The following is a 20,088-nucleotide window of genomic DNA, read 5'->3' on the forward strand; positions in this document are numbered from 1 at the left end:
TTGTCGTGGGCGTCGTACATCAGGAGGGACGCGGGGTGATGCCGTCGAGCACCATGGAAAGGTACTGACGGGCGATCACCTCGGGGCTGTGCTGTCCGTCGGGCCGGTACCAGGAGGCGGCGACCCAGACGGTGTCGCGGATGAACCGGTAGGTGAGGCGCACGTCGAGGTCGGCGCGGAACGAGCCGCCGGCCAGGCCGCGTTCGAGGGTGCCGAGCCAGGCGCGCTCGAACTGCCGCTGCGACTCGGCGAGATAGCCGAAGCGCGGCTGAACGGCCAGGTTCCTGGCCTCGCGCTGGTAGATCGCCACCGCCGACCGGTGCCGGTCGATCTCCCGGAACGAGGCGGTGACGAGCGCCTCGATGGTCTCGCGCGGGCCGAGGCCCGCCGCGAGGACGCCGTCGTAGCCGGCCCAGAGTTCGTCGAGGAACCCGGCGAGGATCTCGTCGAGCATCGACTCCTTGGAGTCGAAGTGGTAGTAGAGGCTGCCCGCCAACATCCCGGCGGCGTCCGCGATCTCGCGGACGGTGGTCGCGTTGTAGCCCTGCTCGGCGAAGACCTCCGCGGCGATCCCGAGCAGTTCGCCGCGGCGGGCGGGAGAAGGGGGGCTCATGGGTGGCGCTGCCTCAGGGGTGCTGGCTGCTGACGGACACGGTCTCCCCCGTCATGTACGACGAGTAGCCGCTGGCCAGGAAGACGATGACGTTGGCGATCTCCCACGGCTCGGCGTAGCGGCCGAAGGCCTCGCGGGCGGTGAGCTCCTCCAGCAGTTCCGGGGTGGTGACCTTGACCAGGTGCGGGTGCATGGCCAGGCTCGGCGACACGGCGTTGACGCGCACCCCGTAGGCGGCCGCCTCCATGGCCGCGCACCGGGTCAGCGCCATGACGCCCGCCTTGGCGGCGGCGTAGTGGGCCTGACCGGCCTGGGCGCGCCAGCCGATCACCGACGCGTTGTTGACGATCACTCCGCCACTGCCGCCAGTCTTCATCCGGCGCAGCGCGGCGCGGGTGCAGCGGAAGGTGCCGTTGAGGGTGACGTCGATGACGCGGTCCCACTGCTCGTCGGTCATGTCGACGAGTTCGGCAGTGCCACCCAGGCCGGCGTTGTTGACCACGATGTCGAGCCGCCCGTGGCGGGCCTCGGCGAGGTCGTAGAGGGCGGCGACCTGCTCCTCGTCCGTGACGTCGCAGGCGCGGCCGGCCACCCGGTCCGCGCCGAACCCCGCGGCGAGCTCGTCGACGGTCTCCTTCGTCCTTCGGGCGTGGGCGTCGCCGATGACGACGCGCGCGCCCTCCTCCAGCAGCCGGCGGGCGGTCGCGCCGCCGATGCCGGCTCCGGCGGCGGCGGTCACCACGGCGGTGCGGCCGACCAGCAGTCCGTGGGCGGGGACGTAAGGCGGGGTCATGGGCGGGGCTCCCTGGGCAGGCCGAGCACCCGCTCGGCAATGAGCTTGCGCTGGATCTCGTTGCTGCCGGCGTAGACGGTGTCCGAGCGGGAGACGCCGTCGCTGGTCATCTCAGCTCCTTACCTCTCGGCCTTGGCTCTCGACGACCGACTGGGCGTACGTTAACCTACCAAACACTTGTTAGGGAAGGGAGCCGCAGGATGGCCCAGGAGCAGGAGACGGTCCAGTACACCCGGCAAGGGCCTGTCGCCGTGGTGACCATGAACCGCCCGGACTACCGCAACGCCCAGAACTCCGCGATGACCTATGCCCTGGACCGGGCCTTCTACCGGGCCGCGGAGGACAACGAGGTCAAAGTCGTCGTCCTCGCGGGCGCGGGCAAGCACTTCAGCGCCGGACACGACATCGGCACGCCCGGACGGGACGCCCATCTGCCCTTCGAGAGGCGGGCCGGCCTGTGGTGGGACCACTCCGACAAGTCCGGCGCGGAGAGCCGCTACGCGCGCGAGTCCGAGGTCTACCTCGGCATGTGCCGGCGCTGGCGTGAGCTGCCCAAGCCGGTGATCGCCTCGGTGCAGGGTGCCTGCGTGGCCGGCGGGCTGATGCTGGCCTGGGTGTGCGACCTGATCGTCGCCTCCGACGACGCCTTCTTCGCCGATCCGGTGGTGCGGATGGGCATCCCCGGCGTGGAGTACTTCGCCCACCCGTGGGTGATGCCGCCGCGCGTCGCCAAGGAGTTCCTGTTCACCGGCGAGCGCATGAGCGCGCAGCGCGCCCACGAGCTGGGCATGGTCAACCGGGTCGTGCCGCGCGAGGAACTGACGGCGCGAACGCTGGAGTTGGCCGAGAAGATCGCCGAGATGCCGCGCCTCGGCCTGGCGTTGACCAAGCGGGCCGTCAACCAGGCCGAGGACCTCCAGGGTCTGCACAGCGGCATGGACTCCGTCTTCGGCCTGCACCACCTCGCCCACGCCCACAACGCCGAGACCGCCACCGACTCGCTCGGCGGCATGGACATCGCGGCGATGAAGAAGGCGGCTCAGTGATGGACCTCGCCTTCACCGCCGAGGAGGACGCCTTTCGGCTCGATGCGCGGGCCTGGCTCGCCGCCCACCTGCCCGCCGCTCCGCTGCCCTCGCTGGAGACCGCCGAGGGCTTCGCGGCCCACCGTGCCTGGGAGCGCGAACTGGCGGCCGACCGCTGGTCGGTGGTCTCCTGGCCCGAGCCCTACGGCGGGCGCGGCGCCTCGGTCGTGCAGTGGCTGGTCTTCGAGGAGGAGTACTTCGCCGCGGGCGCGCCGGGGCGGGTCAACCAGAACGGCATCAACCTCCTCGCCCCCACCCTGTTCGAGCACGGCACCGAGGAGCAGCGGGCCCGGATCCTGCCCGCGATGGCGAGCGGCGAGGTGATCTGGGCCCAGGCCTGGTCCGAGCCCGGCTCCGGCTCCGACCTGGCCTCGCTGCGCTCCACCGCCACCCGGGTGGACGGCGGTTGGCTGCTGAACGGGCAGAAGACCTGGTCCTCGCGGGCCGCCTTCGCCGACCGCGCCTTCGGCCTGTTCCGCAGCGATCCGGGCGCCGACCGGCCGCACCGGGGCCTGACCTACCTGATGTTCCCGCTCGACGCGGCGGGCGTGACCGTCCGGCCGATCGGACGACTGGACGGCAAGCCGGCCTTCGCCGAACTCTTCCTCGACGACGTCTTCGTGCCCGACCAGGACGTGATCGGCGAGCCCGGCCAGGGCTGGGCGGTGGCGATGAGCACGGCGGGCAACGAGCGCGGGTTGACCCTGCGCAGCCCCGGCCGCTTCACCGCGGCCGCCGACCGACTGGTGACGCTCTGGCGCGAGCAGGCCGACCCGGCCGACACCGCGCTGCGCGACCGGGTCGCGGACGCGGTGATCGGCGCCCGCGCCTACCGGCTGTTCACCTACGCCCATGCGTCAAAGCTGGCTCAGGGGGCGGACATCGGCGCCGAGTCCAGCCTCAACAAGGTCTACTGGTCCGAGCTCGACATCGCCCTGCACGAGACCGCGCTCGATCTCCTCGGTCCGCTGGGCGAGCTGTCGGACGCGGCGTCGGACGCCCCCGCTCACGGCGGTTGGGCGGAGGGCTGGACGTTCTCGCTGGCCGGCCCCATCTACGCGGGCACCAACGAGATCCAGCGCGACATCATCGCCGAGCGGCTGCTCGGCCTGCCGAAGGGACGCCGCTGATGCAGTTTCTGCTCGACGCCGAGCAACGGGAGTTCGCCCGGACGCTGGACCGACTGCTCGCGGCGGGCGACACCCCGGCGGTCGTGCGCGCCTGGTCGACCGGTGACCACGGCCCGGGGCGGCTGCTGTGGGGCCGGCTGGCCGAGGCCGGGGTCTTCGCCCTGGCCGTCCCGGAGAAGTACGAAGGACTCGGCCTGCTCCCGGTGGAACTCGCCGCCGCCTTCGTCGAACTGGGCCGGCACGCCGTGCCCGGACCGCTGGTGGAGACCGTGGCCGCCGCCGCACTGCTCGACCGGCTCGGCGTCGCCGCGGCGGCCGAGGAGTGGTTGCCGCACATCGCCGCCGGGGAGGCCCGGCTGTCCCTCTGCCTGCCTGCCGCGGGCCCCTACGCGCTCGACGCGGACGCGGCCGACGCCGTGTTCGTGGTCGACAGCGAGGGCGAGGGCGACCGGCTGCTGCTGACCCGGGAGTCGGGACCGGTCCAACCCTCGGTCGACCCGGCCCGCCGCCTGTCCCGACCGGTCGGCGGCAGCGTCGTGGCGCGCGGCCCGGAGGTGACCGAGGCGGCCGCGCACGCCGCCGGCCTGGCGGCCTTCGCCACCGCCGCGCAGGCCCTGGGGGTGGGCCAGGCCTTGGTGGAGCGCACGACCGCGTACGTGAAGCAACGGGCCCAGTTCGGGGTGCCGATCGGCTCGTTCCAGACGGTGAAACACCAACTCGCGGACGCGCTCCTGCGGTTGGAGTTCGCCCGTCCGCTGCTGTTCGGCGCGGCGCTGACCCTGGAGCCCGCCGACGTCGCCGCCGCCAAGGTGGCCTGCGGCGAGGCCGTCTACGCCGTCGCGCGCACGGCACTGCAGCTGCACGGCGCGATCGGCTACACCGCCGAGTACGACCTCTCGCTGTGGCTCACCAAGGCCCGGGCGCTGCGCTCCGCCTGGGGCACCCCGTCCGCCTGCCGCGCCCGCGTCCTGGCGGACCTGGGCTGATTCCTCGGTCTTCTGCCCCGCGCACAGCTCCAGCACCTGGCCGCGGATCCCCCATGCGCGCCGCTTCGCCGTCGACATCCTCGGCGCGGAGCAGGAACCGCTCTGCCCACGCCGGAAGTCTTCGGGCGTGAGGGCCAGTCACAAATGACCGACGGAAGATCTGGCCTCGTCACGGGCCTTCCCGCATCCTCGTCCCATCAGCTTGGACGCTTACGAGGGGGAGTAGGCAGTGACCGACCATCTGACGCCCGAGGACGAGGGAGCCCAGCGGCCACCGGCGCCGCCCGCCGCACCGCCCGCCGCACCGCCCGGATTCGGCCCGCCGCCACTCATGACTCCCGGACCCGTGCCGCCGCCGCGGCAGCCCGTTCCGCCGTTCGGTCCGGCCATCGGACCCGCACTCGGTCCCGCCGCGGGACCGGCACCCGCGCGCCGGCCGCGCCGGACGTGGGTGGTCGCCGGTCTCACGGCCTTCCTGCTGGTCGTCGGCGGCGTCGGCTGGTGGGTGTGGCCCGGCGGCTCCGACCCGCGCGCGGACGGGCGGGCGGCCGCGCAGACCCTGGCCGCGTTGCCGGCCGTGCAGCTCTCCACCACCTTCGAGGGCACGGACGGGGCGGTGACACGGTCCCAGCTGACGGTCACGGCCGCCGGTCTGGCCACGGGCACCGTCCACGGCCCGCTGGACTCGACGGCCGACCTGGCCTCGACCAGTAGCCGGACGCTGCTGCGCGGCGACGACTCCTACTGGGGCACGCACACCCCGAACGACGTCGGGTCCGCGGTCGGACACTGGGTCACGTCCACCCAGCCCGCCACCGATCTGGGTCTGGACGTCTCCCAGCTGACCCCGGCCGCGCTGGCCCGGCTGGTCACCCGGGTCGTCAACGACCCGACCGCCACCCCGCAGGACGCCGGCACCGTCCACGGGCAGGCGGCCACGAGCTTCACGGCCGGCGGCTGGACCGTGCTGATCAGCACCGGATCGCCGCACCAGGTGCTCGGGCTGGGCGGGAGCGTCGGCAGCGGCGGCTCCGCGGGCGTTCCGACGTCCCCGGGACCCTCGGCGTCGGATTCCACCGGCACGCCCGGGGTCTCGTCCGCCGCGCTGCTGACGGCGGGCAGCGGTCCGGTCGCGGTGCCCGTCGACGACTCCAGCTACTCGCCCTACGTCTTCATCCAGCCACAGCCCGCCGCTCCCGCTCAGGCCGCCGCCGTGCCCTCAGCCGTCGCGACGGCCACCAGCTCGCCGAGCGGCAGCCCCACGGGTGGCGGTGACGGCCGGGTCACGCAGCCGCCGCCCGCCGCGTTCTCCGCGCAGCTGCCGCCCGAGCCCCTGTGCACCAGTCCCACCTGCAGCGCCGATATCCAGGTCACCAACACCGGCGGTCGCGCGGCCCAGGCCACCGCGTTCGTCTCGGTCTCCCCCGGCCTGGCGCAGACGGCCCTCACGCTGGGGACGGTGCAGCCGGGCGCGACGGTCACCCGGCAGTTCAGCTACCCGAACCAGGCCCAGCCGGGAGGTCCGCAGGTCACCGTCTACGTGAAGGCGTGGCTCTTCTCCCCCAGCCAGGACGGTCCCGATCCGGCGGCCGCCGAGCGACTGCAGAAGCGCCAACTCGACCCGTCGAAGGAGTTGCAGGTCACCTCCCTGGATCCGATCTACCAGCCCACGGCCGTGCGGATGCTGGACCTGCTCACCGACCAGGCGGGAGCCACCAACCAGCAGGCCCTGGAGGTGCTCGACATGGCCACCACCCGGGGATTCCTGCCCGAGCTGTCCGTGCTCTCGTCCTCCGACGGCCTGCAGAACCCCAAGGACCTCTACCGGCTCCTGAGCACCGACATCGGCCAGGAGACCCTGCCCTCCGGGCAGACCCCGGCGCCGACGCCCGGCGGCGTCGAGCAGATCGGCAACCGGCGGGTCCTGGAGCAGGTGACGCAGCTGTTCCTGACGGATCCGAAGGCGAAGATCTGGTACGACGGGGTCTACGAGCAGAATGGAGCGAAGGCGAAGACCGACATCATCTTCGAGGGCACTGTGGGCGGCCGGCCGGTGCAGCGCGCCTACCAGATCAAGACCGTCACCTCCGACAGCATGCTGGGAAAGCGGCTGGGTGAGGCCGGCAAGCAGCTGAACGGCCTCGGCGGCGTCGAGGTCGCGACGGGCATCCCCGAGCAGGCCCCGCCCGGCTTCCAGCGAATCATCCAGATCTACCTGGAGCCGACCGTGGACCCGCGCATCTACACCGCCGACCAGGCGGGCCTGGAACGCCAGCTGTCCAAGCGCCTGCAGCAGGCGATGCGGAACCTGTGCGGCGCCGACGGCAAGCCGCTCGCCGACCTGCTCGTCGTCGTCAACGGCACCGGCGTCCACGAGTGGACCGATCTGAAGGCCGTGGGAGTGCCGTGCTGAACCCCTGGTTCACCTACGAGAACGAGTCGCTGTGCTGGGCCCTGGAGTTCCCGGACGGGCACCCGGTGGACGCGCTGCGCGCGTGGCAGCGCCGGGTGCTGGAGTCCGGCGAGCGGCACCGGGTCTACCGGGTGCGCGCCGTCCGGGCGCTCGACTACCGCGCCGAGCGGGACGGCTTCCTCGCCGACTTCCTCGACGACCACCCCGACCGGCTGAAGCGGGCCCTGCCCTACCAGGAGCTGATCCCCGGCGTGGTCTTCAACGAGGGCCTGTGGCTGGACGTCTCCGCCGTCCTCGCGGTCGACCTGGCCGAGGGCCGGGTGGGCGAGGTCGAGGCGGAGACGATGTCGCCGCTCACCGCGCTGCCCTCGGTGTTCACCCACCGCTACGACACCACCGTCGTCCCGCTGGAGCTGCGCGGGCGTCAGCTCCTGGACGACGAGGGGCGGTCCGGCCCGTACCGGTGCGAGGTCGTGCCCGGCGGCAACATCTGGTTCCCGTGGAACCCGGCGCCCTACGACCTGCTGGGCGCCGACGGGGACTTCCTGGACAACCGCCGCCTGGCCTCGCGGAACTCGGCCCGGCTCAACGCGTTCCTGCGGGAGGTCACCGCCGCGACGGCCGAGGCGGGCGGAGCCTGGCTCGGGGCGGTCGACGTCTCTCCTTCGGTGGCGTTCCAGGTCGACGACGACGGCGTGCTGCTGGACGCCGAGCACCGGCTCGACGTCGTCTGGGACGCGCCACCGGCGGCCGACCCGGCCGACGCCGTGGGCGCGGGCCTCGCCTGGTTCGCCGCGCATCCGCCGCCGGCGGGGCGTCAGGCGGTGATCCGGGTGGCGCTCACAGCGGACAGCCGCTGGCACGCCGCCACCACGGAGGCGCTGACGGCGGCCGTGGCCACCGCCGCGGGGCTGGCCGGCTACGCGTGGTCGGCGCCGGACGCCGTGGCGAAGGTGCAGATCACCAATGACCGTGGCGAGCACCTGCTGGGCAGGCGCCGCCTCGCCGCGGCCCGCGGCTGATCCGCTCAGCCGAGGATATCGACACGCCGCGCGGCTGACGCCGGCTGCGCGGGTTCACCCGCCGGGGTCCGGGCCTCGGCTGCCGGGTGCGCCTGCCGCGCGGGCTGCCTGCGCGGCAGGCGCACCCGGCTCTCGAAGGCCAACCCGACCAGCAGCAGGAAGAGCGGGGTGAGCAGGACGGTGAGGACGACGGTCATCATGGGACAACTCCAGGACGGCTCCTGAAAGGTTTCCCCCCGCCCCTTCAGCCTTCCGCACCAGGCGGGCTGACGCACTGTTTCACCACCGACTTCCACCCCGATGGCCCAGTTCTCCCCAGGGCCTTCACATCGAGGGCCTCTCACATCGTCAGCACCATGCGGAAGCGGGCCGCCCCGGCGAGCATCTTCTGGAACGCCTCGCCGGCCTGGGCGAGCGGCACGGTCTCGCTGATGGGACGGATGCCGTGCAGGGCGCTGAAGGCCATGGTGTCCTCGACGTCCTGGGCGGTGCCGGAGGGGTGGCCGCTGACGACCTTGGCGGACCCGATGAGCTGGCCCGGAGTGATCTGCAGGGGTTCCGCGTCGACGCCGACCAGCACCAGTTCGCCGCGGGGCACGAGTCCGTCGACCGTCGCGCTGATCGCCGCGGAGTTGGCGGCGGTGGCGAGCACGACCCGGGCTCCGCCGAGCGCCTGCAGGGCCTGGGCGACGCCGGTCGACGCCGTGCTGTCGACATAGTGGTGGGCGCCCAGCTGCTTGGCGAAGTCGGCCTTCTCGGCGCCGCGGGCGATCGCGACGGTCTCGAACCCCATCGCGACGGCGTAGCGGACGGCGAGGTGGCCGAGTCCGCCCAGCCCGAGGACGGCGACCCGGTCGCCGGGCCGGGCGGCGCTGCGGCGCAGCCCGTTGAACGTGGTCACGCCCGCGCAGCCGAGCGGCGCCGCGTCGGCGGCGGCGAGCCCGTCGGGGATCCGCGCGAGGGCGTCGACGGGCGCGGTCACGGACTCGGCGTAGCCGCCGTCGTAGGCCCAGCCGGGGACCTTCAGGTTCCGGCAGACGATGAAGTCGCCCTGGCGGCACTGGGGGCAGACCCCGCAGCTGCCGCCGAACCAGCCCACCGCCACCCGGTCGCCCACCTGCCACACGTCGGGGACCCCGTCCCCGAGCTCGGCGATGCGGCCGGCGATCTCGTGGCCGGGCACCAGCGGGAAGCGCAGGCCCGGCAGCACGCCGCCGACGAAGTACGCGTCGCTGTGGCAGATGCCGCAGGCCTCCACGGCGATCCGCACCTGGCCCCGGCCGGGCGGGACGAGCTCCCGTTCGACCGCCGCGAACGGCTGGCCCGCCGCCGCCACCTGCTGGACTCGATAGCTGCCCATCCGGATGCCTCCCACGCTGTCGGCCCCCGGGCCAGTAGACGCCCGGTCCCGGCTCGCCGCATGTCGGAGACCCGGCGGGTCAACCCGTGGTGAAGACGGTCACCGCCTGGGGGGCGCAGGAGGTGCCGGTGGCGGAGGTGGCCCCGCCGCCGTCCAGTACCTTGGTCCAGCTCCCGGCCGCCGGCAGGGTGACGTTGTAGGTGCTGGTGGTGGGGTTCACCACGACGACGGTGTCGTACGTGGTCGGCGCCGCCGGGTTCGAGCTGATCTCGGCGATGACGACCGAGCCGTCGACCCGGGTGGCGATCTGGTTCTTGACCGCGGCCCAGGTCGTGAGCCGCAGCGAGGCGGTGGCCTTGCGCAGGGCGATGGCGTCCCGGTAGTAGCCGGCGATGTTCGCGTTGGTGACCAGGTCGCCCCAGTGGATCGCGTTGACCGCGTCGGGGGCGTTGTAGGAGTTCATCGCCGTGGTGTAGTCGCCGTTCACCACCTTGGACCGGAGGAACTCGTCGCCCTCGGCGATGACCGGGACGCCCTGCGAGGTGAGGATCGTGCCGACGGCCAGCTTGTCGATCGCCCCGGCGGTGCCGGTGGCTCCGCCGGTCCCGCCGGAGTAGGTGATCTTGTCGTAGAGGTTCAGGTTGTCGTGGATCGAGACGTAGTTCATGGTCTGTTCGGGGTTGACCGCGAAGGCCGGGGTCCACAGGTTGGAGACCGTCGCCGTGCTGTCCGCGTCGGTCGGCGAGCCGGTCATGCCGAAGGCGATGGCGGAGGGGTTGCCGTTGTCGCCCATGTAGCCGAAGACGTTGTCGTTCGTGCCGCCGCGGATCGCGTCACGGTAGACGCCGTTGAAGGCGCCGAAGTGCACCGGCGACAGCGCGGGCATGGTGCCGTAGCGGACCTTCTGCGGCTCGTTCGGGTCGCTCGCCCCGCCGTTCCACGGTTCGCCGTACATCATCAGGTCGCGGTCGGCGTAGCTGGTCTGGAGGTAGTTCGCCCAGGCGTAGACGTTGTTGTAGTAGTGCACGCCCGCCAGGTCGAAGCGGAAGCCGTCGACGTTGTAGTCGCGGACCCAGTGCTCCAGGGAGTCCTGGATCATCTGGCTGACCATCGGGTTGCCGTCGTCGATCGAGTCGCCCGTGCCGGACAGGTCGGTCGCCGTGTAGTACTTGCCGCTGATGTTGCCGAACACGCTCTTGGTGTAGGTGTGGTTGTAGACCACGTCCATGATCACGCGGATGCCGTTCTTGTGGAACGCGTTGACCATGTCCTTGAACTCGCGGATCCGGTCCTCCGGCGCGGTGAACTGGGAGTACTGCTCCTCGGGCACGTTGTAGTTCACCGGGTCGTAGCCCCAGTTGGGCACGGTGCTGCCGAAGTCGAACGAGGGCATGATCTGGACGGCCGTCACGCCCAGCTGCTTGAGGTGGTCGATGCCGGTGCTGACCCCGTCGTAGGTGGTGCCGTTCTCCACCAGCCCGAGGAACGTGCCGCGCTTGGCCGCGTCCACGCCGGAGCTCGGGTCGACGGTGTAGTCGTGGACGCTCAGCTCGTAGACCACCGCGTCCGTGCGGTCGACCAGGGCCGGGCGCGGGTCCCAGCCGCCGTCGGTGGGGGTGACGGCGGCCGTGTCGACGACGACACCCTCCGTGGTGTTCGGCACCACCATCTGCGCGTACGGGTCCGGCACGGCCACGCCGTTGACGTAGAACTGGTAGTCCTGGTCCAGCAGGTTGCCGCTGACGACCGCCTGGTAGACGTTCGAGTAGCCGCTGAGCGCGGTCGGACTCAGCGGGTGACTGGTGCCGCCGATGCTGACGGTGACGTTGGAGCTGTCCGGGGACCAGAGCCGGAAGGTGGTGGCGGAGGCGGTGTACAGCGCCCCCAGCGTGTTGAGCGGAGCGGTCGGGCCGTTGCTGCTGACGACCGTCTCCAGGTGGGTGGCCTCGTTGTAGGAGAAGGTCGTGGTGGCCCCGTTGTCGGGCACCGTGAACGGGATGTTGGCGCCGTTCGCTACCCCGCCCGCCCCGTAGTTGGTGTTCCAGGACTGGCCGAGAGTGACCTTGGTGTTCCAACTGCCCGCAGGGATGGCGGTGGTTGACCAGGTGGAGACTCCGGTTCCGGACGGGTCCGTCATGGTCGTACCCGCACAGGTGGCGGACCAGGTGGCGCCGCAACCGACCGCGGTCTGCCAGTCGCCGGTGGCGGTGACGACCGGCATCGCGGAGTCGTCGGTGACGACGTGGGTGTCCGGGTCGTAGACGAAGGCCACGGTTTCGCCACCGGCGGGCACGGTGATGTCGATGTTCGCGCCGCCAGGCGCGCCGCCCGCGCCGTAGTTCTCCGTCCACGCGCCGTCGATGGCGACCTTGTAGGAGTAGCTGCCGGCGGGCAGGTTCAGTGACGCCTTCCAGCGCCCGTCGGACGCGAGGGTCATCTGGTCCTGCGCACAGGCCGGCTGCCAGGTGCCGGAGCAGCCGAGGGCGGTGTCGAAGGTCCCCGGCAGCCCGACCGAGGTCGGCGCGTCCGCCCGGGCGGGCACCGGCCGGGAGACGGCGCCGCCACCGAGCAGCGCGACGACCGCGAGGAGCGCCCCGGCTCGCCCGATCCAGCGTCGTCCCGGTCTCGGAGGTCTGACGAGGTGGTGGTTCATGCGTGCACTCCTGAGGGGCCGTCGGGGACGCGTCGGCGAGTCCCCTCGTCGCGCGCTCACGACAGTCGCACCGGCGGAGCCCCAGGACAAGAAGTCTGCAAAGATTTTCTGCAAGTTTCTGGACTGAGGAGCGGCAAGCCGCATTCAGCACTCGAAGACCGACCAGCAGATCTCGTTGCGCAGGCGCTGGTCGTCCAGGACAAGCTCACGAATCGCGTCCGGGAGTTGTTCGCGCTGCCAGCGACACTCGATCCGTCCGGCGGTCTCCGCCTCGCTCGCGGGCACCGCCGCACGGACAGCCTTGATCGCGTAGGCCGCAGCACCCAGCTCGTGTGCGGCGACATGCGCCACCACCGCGGCTTGGCCGGCAGCGAACGCTGCGTGACGAGCCGCGCCGCTCAACACTCGGGCCGCAGCCATGGCATGGCCACCCGCCGCGCGCGATTCAGACATCCTGATCTCGCCGCGAGCCCACGCGCGAATCTGCTCGATCGCCTCACGAGGCCGGAGGTCTGCGGGCTGCGCCGCCTCGAAGTGGTGCAGCACGTGCTCCGCACACGCAGCCGCCCACACAGCCAGGAGCCGATGATCGGCGTCTGTGAGGCTTCCGCCACGGCGGATGGTGATGAACCGAGGGTCGCGCTCCTTGGGCAAGATCACAGTTCAACCCCTCCGGCTCGTTCGCCGGAGCAGGACTGGCGCTCGGCGTAGCGCGACTGCTGATCAGCCGGGAGAACCCGACCCTACGAGGATATCGACGACGAAGTTGGCGCGCGGGCGTCTACCTCTGGCCGCGCCCCACATTGATCCACTCGAAGGTCACACGACCGATCAGAAGCCCAATCGGCGCCTCAGCCCACGGCGCCGGAATACCGACCAACCACAACACCACCGTGAACACCACAGCGACGCCAACGGTCACAACCCACTTCAACCCACGCTTCGATCTCGGCACGACGAGCAGCGTACGGGTCACCGATCAGCCCGCCCCCCTCCGTCCGCCATCGAGCAGGAACGGAGAAGCTGCCAGGTCCGGCCCGCCCTAGCGTGAGAACGCGGCCGGAACTCCCGGCTGCAGGGAACTCAGGAGCGTGTGCCATGGCTGACAACTTCAAGGCGATCATCTACCCCACCAAGGACCTGGAGCAGGCAAAGGCCCTGTTCACGACCCTGCTGGGTGAGCCGCCGGCCCAGGACACGCCGTACTACGTCGGCTGGACCGTCGACGGCCAGAACATCGGGCTGAACCCGCACGGCTTCGAGCAGGGCATGACGGGGCCGGTCCCCTACGTGGACGTCGACGACATCCGGGCGCGGTTCGACGCGCTGGTCGCGGCTGGCGCCGGCGTGCTGCAGGAGCCGACCGACGTAGGCGGCGGCGCGCAGATCGCCACGGTCAAGGACGCCGACGGCAACGTGATCGGTCTGCGCGGCGCGCCGAGCGCCTGAGCAGGCGCGCCCGAAGGTCAAGGGATGGTGCGGGACGGGGTCTGCCGCAGCAGCGGGAGGAGTTGGTCACCGATCCGGGCGATCTCCTCCTTGTAGGGCGTGTCGGACAGCACGAAGTGCGTCACGCCGAGGGCGCGGTAGCGGTGCAGCGCGGCCGCGACGTCGCTCGCCGAGCCGACCAGCCACGTCGTCCCCGCACCCGCGCCCCCGTACCGGCCGGGCGCGGTGTAGAGGCAGCTGTCCAGGACCTCGCCGCGCTCCGTCAGGTCGAGCAGGCGGCGCTGGCCGACGGCCGTCCGGCGCTGGAGCGCCTCGGGATCCTGCCCGCCCTCCCGTGCCATCCGGGCGACCTTCCGCTCGGCGTCGTGCCAGGCCTGCTCGGTGGTGTCGCGGACCACGGTGGTGACGCGGAGCCCGAACTCCAGTGGCGGGTGTGTCCGGCCGACCGCCTCGCTGAGCGTACGCAGCCGGTCGATCCGCCCGGCGACGCCGTCCAGCGGCTCGCCCCAGAACAGCTGGACGTCGGCCTCGCGCGCCGCGACCTGCTCGGCGGCGGCGCTGGCGCCGCCGAAGTAGAGCCGCGGCTGGCGTCCCTCCTCCGCGCCCCACGGGCGGGGCCGCAGCGTGGAGTCGTCCACGCGGTAGTGCTCGCCGTGGAAGGTGACCTGCTCCTCGCGCCACAGGCGCCGCACGAGCCGCAGGAACTCCAGGGTGCGGGCGTAGCGCTGGGCCGGGTCGAACGCGCCGTCGCCGTAGGCGGCGGGGGTGTCCAGGCCGCTGACGATGTTGACCAGCACCCGGCCCCGGCTGAGCTGGTCGAGCGTGGCGGCGGCCGCGGCGAAGTTGGCCGGGTGCCAGTAGCCGGGGCGGACCGCGATCAGCGGCTTGAAGGTCGTGGTGCGGGCGGCCAGGGCGGCGGCCACGGTGAAGGTGTCCGGCCGGCCCCAACCGGTGCCGAGCAGCGCCCCGGCCCAGCCGTGCTCCTCGGCCGCGAGGGCGAGCTCGGTGGAGTGGTCGAGCGTGCCCCAGCCGTCCCGGGTGTCGTCGCCGCGGTGGCCGGGCTCGACGGTGTTGGGGATGTACCAGAGATGCTCCCCCACGTCAGTTCCCTCCGGCCGGTTCGCCGTCGGGGCGGACGCCGAGGGCGGCCAGCAGCCGCTCGCGGTACTCGCCCAGCCGCGGGTCGCGATAGGACCGGGGGTGCGGCAGGTCGACCGTCAGGTCGACGGCGATCCGCCCGTGGTCGAGGACCAGGACCCGGTCGGCGAGCACGGCGGCCTCGTCGACGTCGTGGGTGACCAGCAGCACCGAGGGGTGGTGGCGCTGCCACAGCTCGCGCAGCAGGGTGTGCATGCGGATCCGGGTCAGCGCGTCGAGGGCGCCGAACGGCTCGTCGGCGAGCAGGAGTTCGGGCTCGCGGACCAAGGAGCGGGCCAGCGCGGCGCGCTGCTGCTCACCGCCTGACAGCTGCCCCGGCCAGGCGTTCTCCCGTCCCGCCAGGCCGACCTCGGCGAGCGCCGCCCGGCCGCGCCCGGCCGCGTCGCGCCCCTCGGCGTCCCGCTTGGGCGTGCCGAGCAGGACGTTGTCGAGCACCCGCCGCCAGGGCAGCAGGCGGGAGTCCTGGAAGACCACCGAGACCCGTTCCGGGGTGCTGAGTTCGCCACTGCCCGCGGTGTCGTGGTCGAGGCCCGCGACGGCGCGCAGCAGGGTGCTCTTGCCGGAGCCGGAGTGGCCGAGCAGGGCGACGAACTGCCCGGCCGGGATGTCCAGGTCGACGCCGTCGAGGACGGTCCGGGCACCGAAGGAGCGGGTGAGCCCCGTGAGCCGGACGGCGGGGCGGGACGGGGTCGGGGTCGGCTGCGGGGCCTTCAACTGCTCAGTGAGCGGCGCCATGCCAGCACCCTCCTCTCCAGAAGACGGACGGCTGAGTCGGAGGCGAAGCCGAAGACTCCGTAGATCAGCAGTCCGAGGACGATGACGTCGGTCTGGCCGTAGTTCTGCGCCTGGAACATCAGGTAGCCGAGGCCGTTGGTGGCGTTGATCTGCTCCAGGACGACCAGGGAGAGCCAGGAGCCGGTGACGGCCAGGCGCAGCCCGACGAAGAATCCGGGCAGGGCTCCGGGAATGACGACCTGTCGGACGAACTGCCATCGGCTCAGTCTCAGCACCTCGGCGAGTTCGACATAGCGTGCGTCGATACCGGCGAGGGCGGCGTGCAGGTTGAGGTAGACGGGGATGTACACGACGATCGCGATGATGACGACCTTGAAGGTCTCACCGATGCCGAGCCAGAGGATGAACAGCGGGATCAGGCCCAGGGTGGGCACGGCGCGGTTGACCTGGACGGTGCCGTCGATCAGTGCCTCGCCGGTCCGGCTCAGCCCGGCGGCCAGCGCCAGCACCACCCCGGCCGCCAGGCCGATGGCGAATCCCTGCGCGGCCCGCCACAGCGAGGTGGCCAGATCGGTGCGCAGCGTTCCCCCCGTCCACAGGTGCGCGCCGGTGTGCAGCACGGTCCAGGGGGCCGGCAGCACGCGCGGGTCCAGCAGCCCGGCGCCGCTGGCTCCGGCCCACACGGCGAGCAGCAGCAGCGGGCCGAGCAGCCGGGCGTAGGGCCGGCGCGGCCCGGGCGCGAGCCGGCGGGTGCGGGGACGGCCGGTCGGCCCGCCGCGCGCGACGGACACCGGCGTCGTGGCCGGCGCCGGAGCCGGCATGGACGCGGGATGGACCGGCTGGGGCGCGGTCACGACCGCCGTCGATACGTGTTCGGCCATGGTCAGCTCCGGTACTCGACGGGGACGGCGGCGGCCGCGAGATGCTCGAAGCGGCGATCGAAGAGGGTCTCGGCTCGGAAGGACTTCACATAGCCGCCCTGGGCGAGGAGGTCGATCGTCTGCTGCTCCCAGGCGATGGCCTCGTCCCAACTCGGCGGCAGCAGCGGCTTGTTGCTCAGCGCTGTCACCTGCTGCGCCTGGGCGAGGCTGATGTTCTGGGTCTTGACGTAGTACTCCTGCTCCCACACCGACGGGTTCTCGTAGACCCAGACCAGGCCCTTGGCCCAGATCGGGACGAAGGCCGCGACGGCCGCGGCCTTGTCCGCGTCCGCGAGCACCTCGGCCGGCGCCCACAGCAGGTTCAGCAGGTCGACCACGGCGGTGTCGATGGTGTGGGCGCCGTCCGCGGCGTAGCGGTTGAGGTAGGCCAGGGCCTGCGAGATCGCCAGCGGCGCGATGTCCACCTGGCCCGCCTCCAGCGCGGTGAGGAACTGGTCGCTGGTCAGCGGCACCAGCTGCACGTCCGAGTCCTTGAGCCCGGCGGCGTGCAGGGCCCGCAGCAGCACCACGCCCTGGGCCTGCCCCTGGGAGAACGCCAGCCGCCGGCCCGCGAACTGCGCCACCGTCCGGATGTCGCTGTGCGGCTTGGTGGCGAACAGGTAGGACGGCTTGCGGGTCAGGTCGAGGGCGACGATGCGGGCGTCGTAGCCCTGGTAGTGCGCCTGGATCGGCGGGATGCCGGCGTTGTTCGCCAGGTCGAGCGAGTGGGCGCGGAAGGCGTTGATCACGTCCGGTCCGGCCGCGATGTTCGGCCAGGAGGAGACGGTGAACGGGATCTGCCGGATCAGCCCGGAGAGCTGGAGTTGGAGCTGTTGGGCGCCGAGCGCCGAGGCGACGCTCAGGCTGGTGCCGGTGGGCAGGCTGCTCGGCAGCGGGGCGCTCGACGACAGAGCGGGGCCGCTGGCGGCGGCCGCCGTGCAGGCGCTGAGGCCGAGCGCGGCGCCGGCGCCGAGCAGGGTCTGCAGGAAGACGCGTCGGTTCGGGGCGGGGGCGGAGTGGCCCTGGAGCGCGGACACGGGGGGAACGGTCCTTTCGGGTGGGAGGCGGCCCCCGCTGGAGGGGCCGCCTTCCGGTCGGGGACGGGGGGACGCCGGGTGAGCCGTCGTCAGGAGGCGACGGCGACCCGGTGGTCGGCGGTGAAGGGGCGTCCGGCGAGCAGCTCCGACTCGCGTCCTTCCGGCCCGACAGGCGTCTCGCCGATCAGCGTGACGCGGTGCAGGCGCCGCTCGACGTCCAGGTGCTCCAGGTCGCGCGGGGCCAGGTGGGCGGTGGCGCGGTTGTCCCAGAAGGCGACGTGCCCGGCCTCCCAGCGCAGTCGCACCGTGTACTCGGGCCGGGTGATCTCCGCGTAGAGCAGGTCGAGGATCCGCTTGCTCTCGGCCGGGGTGACGTCGACGATGTGGCTGGTGAACACCGGGTTCACGAACAGCGCGCGCTCCCCCGTCTCCGGGTGCACGCGCACCACGGGGTGGACGGCCACGAGCAGGTTGTCGTTGATCCGGCGGGCGTACTCGCTGTCGCTCTCCACCGGTCGGCTGCCGCCGTAGCGGTGCTCGGCGCGCAGGGTGTCCACGAAGGCGCGGACCGGCGCGGACAGTCCCTCGTAGGCTGCCACGAGGCTCGTCCACTGCGTGTCGCCGCCGAACTCCGGGACGGTCTCGGCGCGCAGGATGGAGCCGGCCGGCGGGTTCACCGCGGCGGTGACGTCGGTGTGCCAGCCCTCGACGTAGCTGTACTGGCGCTTGCGGTACTCGTCGCGGAAGTCCTTGCCGTAGCGCTCCTCGAAGCGGCGCGGGTCGACGGTGAAGATCTCCGGGTGGTCCTGCGGCGGGGCGTCGTCGTGCGGGTGGGCGTAGGTCAGCTCGCCGAACTGGCGGGCGAAGGCGATCTGGGCCGCGTGGTCCAGGGTCTGGCCCCGGAAGAAGACGACCTTGTGGCGGTGCAGGGCCTGCCGGACGGCGTCGACGTCCTCGGCGGACAACGGCCGGGCGAGGTCGACGCCGTCGATGTCGGCGCCGATGTGACCGGCGACGGGACGGACGGAGAGCGTGCTCATGGGGAGTTTCCCTTCGGAAATGGGATGGCTGACGGTGTGTCGGTGATCGTGCGTCGGTGACGGTGGCTCGCTCGGGGCGCCTCGGGGCATGAGGCGCCGGGGCATGACGGCATCGCGTGCCGACGAGAACACGCAGGGCGGCGAAGCCGCCGGCCCGCGCGTCAGCGCGGGGCGAGCGGGGAGGTGGCGCGGACGGCGGCGCTCGGCGCCGCGGGCCGGACGCGGCGGAGCGCGTCGGCGAGGGGCCGGTCAGCCGGCGTGACAGCCCAGCCCGGCGAAGTGGTGCGCGCGGAAGGCGTTCACGGGGATCCGCTGTGCGGCTCCCCGGATCGTGGCCTTGCGCTGCGCGTCCATGGCCTCAGTCTGGCGCCCGGCCCCGGAGCCGGACAACGGTTTGTGGCGGCGCGGAAGAAACTCCGCGCGGGAGCGCGTCATCGGGCGCCGCCGACCGTGCGCAGGCCCAGCGGGTCCTGGTAGACGGCGGCGAGCACCGGCGCGGCCGCCGCCACCGCGAGCGTGTCCGCTCCGAAGGAACCGGCCCGCACGAGGCCGCGGGCGCCGCCGAGCGCATGGCTCACCTCCGGGAGCAGGTACGGGAGATGGAGCACGGCCGCCTCGGTCAGGACGACGGAGTCCGGGCTGATCACGTCCAGCATCGGCCGGACGGCCTCGGCGACCAGCCGGATTCTGGCCCGCAGCAGTTCCACCGCACGCGCGTCGCCCGCGTGCGCCGCCCGCAGCAGCAGGGGCAGCTCGGGCCGTGCGGTGACGCCGTCGGCCGCGGCGCGGGCGGCGAGGACGCGGTCGGAGACGGTGACGCGCAGGCAGCCGGTGCGGCCGCACGGGCACGTCTGGTTCGACCCGGGCACGGGCAGGTGGGCGATGCCGCCCGCGCCGTGCCGGCGGCCCCGCAGCAGGGTGCCGCCGGTCGCGATCGCCGCGTCGACGGTGTTGCCCACGAAGAGGTGCATCAGCACGCCGTCGCCGGCCTCCGCGCCGAACAGCATCTCGGCGCGGGCGAGCGCGCGGGCGTGGCCGTCCACGTGGACGGGTAGCCGCACCGCCCGCCGCAGGGCCTGCCGCAGCGGGACGTCGCGCCAGCCGAGCGCGGCGTTCTCGACCAGCACGCCCGCGTCCGGGTCCACCCAGCCGCCGGTGACCACGCCGAGCCCGAGGACGGAGCGCGCGCCCGCGTGCCGGCGGAGGAAGCCCGGCAGCCGTTCGGCGATCCCGTCGAGTACCGCCTCGGGCCGCGGCCCGCGCGGCGTGCGTTCGGTGGCGACGACGCGCCCGCGCAGGTCGGTGAGCGAGAAGGTGAGCTGCGGGACGGCGATGTGCACGCCCGCCGCGAGGTGGTGGGAGGTGTCGATGTCGAGGGGGATGCGGGGTCGGCCGGGTCGGGGCTGCTGCGCCGGTTCGGGTGGCTGCCAGACCAGGCCCATCGCGAGCAGGTCGGCGGTGTGCCGCGAGACGGCGGCCGCACTCAGTCCAATCCCGGCGGCGATCGCCGTGCGGGCCAGGGGTCCGGCGTCCAGGACGGCGCGCAGCACGGCGGCGGCCCCGTCCGGCCGGTCGGCGCCGGACTGTGGCGGGCCCGGCGGGGCGACCAGGGTCGGCACCCGCGCCGAGGTGCGGTCCGGGCCGGCCCACGGGGCGTCGGGGCGGCCCGTGGCGGTGAGGGTCATGGCTGCCGC

General features: G+C 72.8%; 18 protein-coding genes. 6 read left to right on the forward strand and 12 right to left on the reverse strand.

Annotation, left to right across the window (positions count from 1 at the left end; all coding sequences use genetic code 11):
• Positions 1-19 precede the first annotated feature (19 nt).
• Entirely contained in the window at positions 20-613 is a 594-nt protein-coding gene (locus DN069_RS09965; protein WP_111500521.1) for a TetR/AcrR family transcriptional regulator, read from the reverse strand.
• A 13-nt stretch (positions 614-626) separates the two neighbouring features.
• Positions 627-1,406 carry an SDR family oxidoreductase gene (locus DN069_RS09970; RefSeq protein WP_111500522.1) on the reverse strand — a complete coding sequence of 260 codons (780 nt, stop codon included), beginning with the start codon at positions 1,404-1,406 and terminating at the stop codon, positions 627-629.
• Between the two features lie 200 nt (positions 1,407-1,606).
• On the opposite strand from DN069_RS09970, the gene DN069_RS09975 reads away from it, so the two are divergent.
• The 5 genes from DN069_RS09975 (at position 1,607) to DN069_RS09995 (ending at position 8,042) form a co-directional block, all read left to right on the forward strand.
• Positions 1,607-2,452 (forward strand): enoyl-CoA hydratase, encoded by an 846-nt coding sequence (locus DN069_RS09975; protein WP_111500523.1) that lies wholly within the window; start codon positions 1,607-1,609, stop codon positions 2,450-2,452.
• Positions 2,452-3,621, forward strand: coding sequence for an acyl-CoA dehydrogenase family protein (locus tag DN069_RS09980; RefSeq protein ID WP_111500524.1), 1,170 nt, complete (start codon positions 2,452-2,454; stop codon positions 3,619-3,621). Before DN069_RS09975 ends, DN069_RS09980 begins: the two co-directional genes overlap by 1 nt.
• The gene (locus DN069_RS09985) at positions 3,621-4,607 is read left to right on the forward strand and encodes an acyl-CoA dehydrogenase family protein (RefSeq protein ID WP_111500525.1); all 987 of its coding nucleotides are present in this window, start codon (positions 3,621-3,623) and stop codon (positions 4,605-4,607) included. The genes DN069_RS09980 and DN069_RS09985 overlap by 1 nt, the downstream gene beginning before the upstream one ends.
• A gap of 229 nt (positions 4,608-4,836) precedes the next feature.
• Entirely contained in the window at positions 4,837-7,020 is a 2,184-nt protein-coding gene (locus DN069_RS09990; protein WP_133259876.1) for a hypothetical protein, read from the forward strand.
• The gene (locus DN069_RS09995; protein WP_111500527.1) at positions 7,014-8,042 is read left to right on the forward strand and encodes a hypothetical protein; all 1,029 of its coding nucleotides are present in this window, start codon (positions 7,014-7,016) and stop codon (positions 8,040-8,042) included. The genes DN069_RS09990 and DN069_RS09995 overlap by 7 nt, the downstream gene beginning before the upstream one ends.
• Positions 8,043-8,047: 5 nt before the next feature.
• Here the strand turns inward: DN069_RS09995 and DN069_RS10000 are convergent, their stop codons facing one another.
• The 4 genes from DN069_RS10000 to DN069_RS10015 form a co-directional block, all read right to left on the reverse strand.
• Entirely contained in the window at positions 8,048-8,242 is a 195-nt protein-coding gene (locus DN069_RS10000) for a hypothetical protein (protein ID WP_111500528.1), read from the reverse strand.
• A gap of 140 nt (positions 8,243-8,382) precedes the next feature.
• Positions 8,383-9,402 (reverse strand): alcohol dehydrogenase, encoded by a 1,020-nt coding sequence (locus DN069_RS10005; protein ID WP_111500529.1) that lies wholly within the window; start codon positions 9,400-9,402, stop codon positions 8,383-8,385.
• Between the two features lie 79 nt (positions 9,403-9,481).
• Positions 9,482-12,055, reverse strand: a complete 2,574-nt coding sequence (locus DN069_RS10010; RefSeq protein ID WP_111500530.1) for a pullulanase X25 domain-containing protein — start codon at positions 12,053-12,055, stop codon at positions 9,482-9,484.
• A gap of 144 nt (positions 12,056-12,199) precedes the next feature.
• Entirely contained in the window at positions 12,200-12,715 is a 516-nt protein-coding gene (locus DN069_RS10015; protein ID WP_111500531.1) for a putative immunity protein, read from the reverse strand.
• Positions 12,716-13,153: 438 nt separating this feature from the next.
• Here DN069_RS10015 and DN069_RS10025 point away from each other — a divergent pair, with 438 nt between their 5' ends.
• Entirely contained in the window at positions 13,154-13,504 is a 351-nt protein-coding gene (locus tag DN069_RS10025; protein ID WP_111500533.1) for a VOC family protein, read from the forward strand.
• A gap of 17 nt (positions 13,505-13,521) precedes the next feature.
• Here the strand turns inward: DN069_RS10025 and DN069_RS10030 are convergent, their stop codons facing one another.
• The 6 genes from DN069_RS10030 to DN069_RS10055 form a co-directional block, all read right to left on the reverse strand.
• A complete protein-coding gene (locus DN069_RS10030; RefSeq protein ID WP_111500534.1) occupies positions 13,522-14,604 on the reverse strand; it encodes an LLM class flavin-dependent oxidoreductase in 1,083 nt (360 codons plus the stop codon).
• Between the two features lies 1 nt (position 14,605).
• Positions 14,606-15,397: an ABC transporter ATP-binding protein gene (locus DN069_RS10035; protein ID WP_111500535.1), complete on the reverse strand. Its 792-nt coding sequence runs from the start codon at positions 15,395-15,397 to the stop codon at positions 14,606-14,608.
• Positions 15,373-16,218, reverse strand: coding sequence for an ABC transporter permease (locus DN069_RS10040; protein ID WP_111500589.1), 846 nt, complete (start codon positions 16,216-16,218; stop codon positions 15,373-15,375). The genes DN069_RS10035 and DN069_RS10040 overlap by 25 nt, the downstream gene beginning before the upstream one ends.
• Positions 16,219-16,280: 62 nt before the next feature.
• On the reverse strand, positions 16,281-17,354 hold the full coding sequence (locus DN069_RS10045; RefSeq protein ID WP_111500536.1) for an ABC transporter substrate-binding protein: 1,074 nt from the start codon (positions 17,352-17,354) through the stop codon (positions 16,281-16,283).
• An 89-nt stretch (positions 17,355-17,443) separates the two neighbouring features.
• Entirely contained in the window at positions 17,444-18,394 is a 951-nt protein-coding gene (locus tag DN069_RS10050) for a TauD/TfdA dioxygenase family protein (RefSeq protein ID WP_111500537.1), read from the reverse strand.
• Between the two features lie 431 nt (positions 18,395-18,825).
• Complete coding sequence (locus DN069_RS10055; RefSeq protein WP_111500538.1) at positions 18,826-20,079, reverse strand: ROK family transcriptional regulator; 1,254 nt, start codon at positions 20,077-20,079, stop codon at positions 18,826-18,828.
• Between the last annotated feature and the right edge of the window lie 9 nt (positions 20,080-20,088).

The organism is Streptacidiphilus pinicola (assembly GCF_003258295.1).
Lineage (GTDB): Bacteria > Actinomycetota > Actinomycetes > Streptomycetales > Streptomycetaceae > Streptacidiphilus > Streptacidiphilus pinicola.